The organism is Protofrankia sp. Cr1 (genome assembly GCF_963555865.1).
Classification (GTDB): Bacteria; Actinomycetota; Actinomycetes; order Frankiales; family Frankiaceae; genus Protofrankia.
The window spans coordinates 1-6,714 of the sequence record NZ_CAUVXO010000269.1 but is presented as its reverse complement, the minus strand read 5'-3'; the positions used below and the strand labels follow the sequence as shown (position 1 = coordinate 6,714).

Annotated in this window: 4 protein-coding genes; 2 read left to right on the top strand and 2 right to left on the bottom strand. The window is 64.6% G+C overall.

Translation table 11 applies throughout. The features are described 5' to 3' along the window. On the top strand, positions 1–1,071 hold a 1,071-nt coding region (locus U9980_RS18635), incomplete at its 5' end, for a hypothetical protein (RefSeq protein WP_322769085.1). A 511-nt stretch (positions 1,072–1,582) separates the two neighbouring features. Here U9980_RS18635 and U9980_RS18630 read toward each other — a convergent pair. Beyond that, positions 1,583–2,551 carry a hypothetical protein gene (locus U9980_RS18630; protein ID WP_322769084.1) on the bottom strand — a complete coding sequence of 323 codons (969 nt, stop codon included), beginning with the start codon at positions 2,549–2,551 and terminating at the stop codon, positions 1,583–1,585. Between the two features lie 1,052 nt (positions 2,552–3,603). Here U9980_RS18630 and U9980_RS18625 point away from each other — a divergent pair. Further along, entirely contained in the window at positions 3,604–3,882 is a 279-nt protein-coding gene (locus tag U9980_RS18625) for a hypothetical protein (protein WP_322769083.1), read from the top strand. Positions 3,883–4,620: 738 nt separating this feature from the next. Here U9980_RS18625 and U9980_RS18620 read toward each other — a convergent pair. Then, positions 4,621–6,714, bottom strand: a 2,094-nt coding sequence (locus tag U9980_RS18620) for a GNAT family N-acetyltransferase (RefSeq protein ID WP_322769082.1), incomplete at its 5' end; no start/stop codon positions are given.

Genomic DNA, 6,714 nt, shown 5'->3' with positions numbered 1-6,714 from the left:
GCCGAGATCGACCGCAGGGCGGAAATCGCGGCGGATCTCGGCGCCGAAGGGACCGCGGCGATCAACGCGGCCACGGCGCTCCAGTACGCGCACGAGTGGCTGGTGGCCGAGCCGCCGCAGGTCGTGGAGACCTGTGCGGGAAGGCGAATCGGGGAAGCGTTCACCCACAAGGTGGAGGGCCGGGTCGCGCAGCTGCGCCGCTTGGACGACTTCATCGGCGGCAGGGATCTTCATGACCTGGTCGCGCGTGAGCTTGCCGCCACCAAAGCCGTGCTCAGCGACGCCACCTACGACGAGCGCCTCGGACGCCGCCTGCTGTCCGCCGTCGGGGAGCTGTGCCAGCTCGCCGGGTGGGTCGCGATGGACGCCGGCCACACCCAGACGGCGCGGCGCTTCTACCTCGACGGCGTGGGAGCGGCGCACGCCGCCGGCAACACCCCGGTCGCGGCGAACCTGATCTCGACGTTGAGCTACCAGTTCGCCAACCAGGGCGACCCGCACACCGCCGTCCTCCTCGCACGGACCGCCCTGCGCGGAGCGAGAGACTCGGCGACGCCGGCCACCCTTGCGCTCCTGCACGAGTGCATCGCCTGGGCGTGCGCCAAGGCCGGTGACCGCTCTGCCGCTGAGAAGGCGCTCGCCGCGGTGGAGCGGCACTACGACCAGCGACGGCCCGACGACGAACCGACCTGGGTCTACTGGCTCGACGACAACGAGATCCACGTGATGGCCGGCCGGTGCTACGTGGAACTCGGCCAACCGGAGCGCGCCGAGCCGCTGCTGGTCGACGCGGTAGCCCGCTACGACGAGGACCACGCCCGCGAGGTGGCGCTCTACCGCTCCTGGCTCTCCGAGGCATACATGCAGATGAGCGACCTCGACCGGGCCGTCGAGGAAGCCAAGCACGTCGTCCGTCTCGACGCCCGCGCCGGATCAGCACGCGCCTCTGACCGCGTCCAGCACGTGCGAGCCCGACTCTCCGCATTTCGTGACGACCCGACAGTCCGCGCCTTCGAGGACTTCTACCAGTCGGAAGCTGATCTCCGATCAGCCCACCGCCAACCCAGCTGACTCTTCCCGCCGCACAGGGCGCCAGGCTGGCGCCGGCAGCGAACATGCGGCACCGGCTTGCCCTCGGTGGGCGGCGTGGCGAGGACAGCCCGCGATCCGCCGGGCCAAGCGGCATCCGCCGGTTGGCGTCACGCCACACCACGACGTCGAACTCTAGTTCGGAAGGACGACTGGCGTTGTCGGTGACGTCGCGGCGCTCGGAACGAATTCAGCGGCCGACTGTCGTGATGGAGGTATGACTCAGATCGACGAGCAGACAGATCGGCGCACGGAGCGGCCCATGGCGCAGGACGACGCGAACGACGAGCGCGAACCGACCGCAGCCGAGGTGCTGGCGTGGCGCCGCGACGTCCATCGAGTCCCCCTCGCTGCGCCTGTCCCGAGGGACGCGGCGAACGCGGCCCGATGGTCGCATAGACCGCGTCGAGGCGCCCGGCCGGCGCAGATCTCCAAGAATCGGCCCCCCGGGGCCAACTCACCTCCGGGAACAGGTCCCACAGCGGCCAGGCGGTCATGAAACGGAGTCTGGACGCCCATCGACGCCGCGCCGCTCCGCGATGGCATCAAGCCCCGACAGGAGCGCGGGCAGCCGCGGGCCACGATCGACGGCCACGATCAAGTTCGGTAGGGCGTCGGTGAGCAGGTAGGCGGACGCGTCCGTGCGGGCGACGAGGTTCCACCCGTCGCCCTCCACGCACAGCAGCCGCGCCGTACCGCAGGTGGGGTAGGAGCGGACCCAGCCGGTCCGTGCCGGTGGGCTGCGTAGGTAGCGGCGGGCCGCGTCGAGTACCCGCTGTGCGACGGCGTCGCGGGCCTCTGTCGGCGCCAACACGGGCAGGTCGTCGTGGTCGAAGATGGTGTCCCAGTGCGCGCGGATCGCGTATGCGATCCGTCGGCGCCGCACCACGGTCCACGGCAAGGCCGGCGCGGGCTGGGCCGGTGTTCGGTGGGCCCAGAACTGTCGCCAGGCCGCCTGCACGGCGGGCGGCGCGCCCAGCTCGCCGTAGCGGTCGACGAGCCCCACCCAATCACCGGCGTCGATCAGTCCGCGGCAGGCGTCGCACGCGTGCCAGTCGGTCCGGCCCCCGACCTCCGCGTCGAGCACCTCGTGCTCCCCCCACGACGGCGCTCCCAGGAGAACCTCGACCTCGACGCTGGGGAAGGTCCAGGCGGGATTCTGGTCGCCGCAAAACTGGCAGCGCGGGCCGGGATCGAACTCCTCCGGCCACCCATTCCGCACATCCACCCACCGCCCCTCACCAGCTGGCGCGACCTCGACCCAGCCGTCCTCGCTCGCCGCGCTGACCCGGCCAGCGTCCCTCGTGACGACGGTCCAGCGCGTGGCCGGCGAGGCAATCAGGTGCAGCACGTAGCCATCACCGACGGCGGGCAGGTCGAGCGCAGCGCAGGCATCCGCGTAACCGCCAGCGAAGATCTCGGGCACCCGATCCGGCGCGACTATGGCGACCCTCGACGTCATCCACCCATCTTGCCAATAGTGTCCGTAAAGCCACGTGTAGTCACAGCTGGCGGCGGGTCGCGAACAGAACCGGAACATGGTCGTCACGACGGCGCAGTGTCGCTACGCTCACGTTCGTCCTGCCCGAGGGCGCACGGGAACCGCGCGACTTGGCCGGGCTGCAGGGCTCGTCGCGGACGGATGGAGGCGGTGGCTGGTGCTACAGGACACCGTCTCGGCGGTCGGGCTGTCATCCGCAGGGGTGCCCGCTGGCGAGACGCCCATCAACTTCGAGACGTACAGGGTACGTGCCAACCCCGCCGGTGCCCGCCACGACTTCGAGCAGATGATCGGACAGCTGGTTAGGGCTGTCCGGCCCGGCGTGGCGGTCAGCTCAGTCGAAGCGAACTCCGGGGACTGGGCAGGGTGTTGCATGAACCGTATGCACGATCAACCCCGATTAGGTCCGATATATACCGTCGGAATGCGCCCTTTCGTCGACCCACCGAAACGGTCATATCAACTTGATACCATCTGCATCGCTCGCAAGTATCTGTACATGGATGGACACCCATCAGGCCGGCAAAATGAACGGTCATAACGGTCTAGATGCCTAGCAAAGGCGCGAGGCTGATTCTCCTTGCTTCGGCCTTGTCAACATGATCGACCCTGAGCCGCCAGGCCCGTGACCTGGGCGTTGATGTGCCCGACCGGTCCGGCGCACTCCAATCGATTCGTGCGAAGCCCTGTCCGGATCCCGCCAATTCGGTGCCAGAATTGCATACGCCGATGGTGCGTTGCGGGGATTCTTGATCAACTCTCGAACCGCCGGGGAAAAGGTCCCACGTGATGTTTACCGTGCATGGCGATGTGCCGGTCAGCCGGGCAAGGCGGACGCGAAGCACCCCGGCACGGACGCACCCAGACCGGGCGCCGGCACCGCCAGCCGGTGCAACTGATCATAACTTTATGCGATCTTGCCGAAGCCCTGGGCATTGCTCGGAGTCTGGCTCACGGCAGATACAAGGAAGCGTGATACGGAAGGGAAACGGGTTGACACATAGGGTAGTCCGGTGAAGATCTGGAAATGCCAGGCTGATGATCTTTCCATCCTGGACAGCCTGATCCCATCGGGTGGTCTGACGAGCTTCCACCGCCAGCGGTTCAACCGGCAACTCAGCGGTGCGGGGACCTACCTCATCCAACACCTCGCAGGGGAAGGCGTCGAGCTCGAAGTCACCGTCGAGGTGCGCGCCACGCGCCCGGACGGTTTCGGTGACGACAAGGTCCGGATCGTGACCGAGAACGCCCGCACCCTCAAATTCGACCAGTTCGGCTTCGAAGATGACTAGATCGTCGATCAAGCGTAACCAGGGTGTTGGCGCTGCCGGAGGCGCGCTGAACGAGGCAGTGTGAGAATCGGCAACTTAGTCTGCAACGGGGCTTGCGTTTCACAGCGCAGGCGGCAATGCTTCACTCAACTTGACCTTGCCATGCCCGTGGAGGCAGCTGGTTCTCTCCACGGTCGGGTTGAATGTTTGAACGGCGCCGCACATTTCTTCCGCGTGCAACTGAGCCAGGCCGCGAAGCGGCTGAGGATCGCGTTCCGAAAGGTAACGGAAGCTCTGTGGGGGTCGGAAACCAGCCTGGCTCTCGCGTAGCTTTGCAAGAGTAAAGCCGTGGATAAGTGGACGCGAGGTTTCTATGAGGACGGCAGTGGCAATACGGGAACCTACAAAATATCGATCATATTCGTCCCGGCTCAGCCCCGTGCGCGAGCCGTACCGTTGCCAGATGCAACTCGGAGTATCGGATACCCTACCCGACAGGCGGGCAACTCCCACGACGGACATGATAGGGGCACTCGCATACAAGATCAACAAGGTGCCTTCGGGTGCTGATACTCGAGTACGACGCAGCTCGACCGTCTTGGTGCCATCGAGTATGGCTTGCGCGAAGCGCGGGCGGAGTGATAACAGCAATGGCCGCAGAGCCTCGCTTCCCGCAGGTAGCTCCGCAGTGCTCCTCATGTCGAGCCACCTTACGGCAACCACCGATGATCGTTCGGCCGAACCTAGAAACTTTGATAGTTACATCACGCTATTGGACATCCCAAGTGTATAAATTGCCCGAAACGTGGCTGTCGGCATGTTGACAGGCGCCTGAATCGCTTTTGGACCGGGCATCTTTTCGAGGAGTCTGAGATAGCTGGAGCGAGATACCGGAGTGGAAAATAACTCCATGTCGGACAGTCGCAGCGCCTGAACGAATCCGTTCTTGTCCGCTACATCATGCACATCTGAAAGTCGGAAAACCCCGTAGTGGGACAACATGGGATACAAGGAATCTGGGGTGTCTGTATCGATTGCATCGAGAAGGGAGGTCCCAATGAAGCTCGCTGGCCCGGAGCCCTGATGTCCGCTCAGATACCAGACAATACGAGCGGGCGCGACCAAGACGCTCTTCCTGCCATTCCGATAGTAGACGAACTCTCGGCCCAATGCCAGTTCGTCCGGGCGTGGGAGCAGGGTGGGGGGTGCGCCGAGAAGGTCGGCGCTCCATCTGGGCTGGATGGCGATCGCAAAGTGCGGGAGGCTGCTATCTGTGATCTTTACGGGCCACCAGGTCCGCTCGTATTGTGCAGTCATCTGAGCGGGCATCCTTGGAGCGATCAGCGGTGCGGGACCGAGCCCCACCAGCTGGCATGCCGAGTTGACGGCCGCGCTGACGGTCATGCCAGGACCGACATGGTCGATGACCCATGCGTACCAACGATCGCCGACGTGACAGTAGGATTCGTAGCTGGCTGCACGTGCCGCGATGTCAGACAGGTAGGGGTCGGAGATTTCGACGACTTTGGCATGCGCCTCGCGCGCCGTTCGCCTTAGAAACCAGAGTAGGTAGCGGGCCACTGTCTCAGCCACAGGATGAGCAGCGACCCGGAAGAGGGAGACACGCAGCACCTCGTCGTCGACGACTCGCGCGTAACACGCCACCGGCGTGCCGTCCGGCGCTCGGACAACTGAATGCTTGTAACCCCTCCGAGCGAGCCCCCGTAGCCGGTCCCGCAGCTCACGGCGCGGTTCCCCCTTGGCTCTGTCGAGGAACGACATGAGTATCGCCTCCGAGTCGGAACGAGCCAGCTCCACGCTGAATCGGCCTCCTTCAAGCGCCTTTGGCTCGTAGGCGGCAGCATGCGTCAGTTCGTCCAAATGGATAACAAGATAGTCCGGGTTGATAATGCGCATTCTCGCCAGCTCCGGAGTCTCGTCCATCCGGAGTACGACAGGGGCGATAGCCTGAAGCAACTTGTCGTCCCACGTGAGCAAGACACTCACGCCAGCCGCAGCAGCCTCAACCACCTGCCACAGATCGCCGATATCCTGTTCCGTCACAGGAAAGTTCGGAATTTCTTTCTTCATGGCCCCGAGAAGGCGAATAAAAAGATCATCTGCCAGGCCCTCCGGTCCCTGAGGACGAGGAAAATCGGACGCAACGGCTTGGAGCCGCTCACGCCGATCGGCCGACTGCCGAGCAAGATCTCTTTCGAGTCCATGCGAGACCACGAGCTCGATACGACCGGACAGTTCGGGAGACAACAGCACGTGCGATCTCTCGGCCCGTGGCTGCCCGCTACCGGCCCGCAGGTCCATCAGGATGTTGATATCGATCGCAACTCGCAGAGCCGGCGGCTCGTCCAGTGAAGTGAACAGGTGAGGGTGGCCATGGTCCCGCCACCAGATCGTCATGGGAGCCTGATCTCTGCCACGGCCCCGCGTTGCACTGGCTGCGGTGAACCCCAGACCATGCCAGACTCTCTTGATGTTCGGGTAGTCATCCCGGCACTTGGCCCGGACCCCGAGGCGTTCTCGGTGCCGAGCGCTCACATCCTCTACCAGCCGCGCCGCGATGCCGCGTCTTTGGAAGTCGGGGTGCACGCAGACGTGGGTCAAAGTGATCAAGTTCCGAGGAAGGCGAAAAAGGGTATAGCCAACAGGCCGGCCCTCCCATAGGGCCGCAAGCAAGCAATCGCGGCTCGCGGCCTCGAAGTAGGCCCCTCGCGGAAGAAGGCCCAACGTTCTCCGAGCCGTGTCACCAAATTCGATCAAATGTTCGATTATCTCGGTCTCGGATGCCGATACGTACTTGAGCGCAAGCTCCCCCTTTTGCAGCATGTTCCCGAT

Excerpts from the sequence above, each read along its gene's own strand:
- U9980_RS18630 (WP_322769084.1), bottom strand. The coding sequence starts at position 2,551 with ATGACGTCGAGGGTCGCCATAGTCGCGCCGGATCGGGTGCCCGAGATC.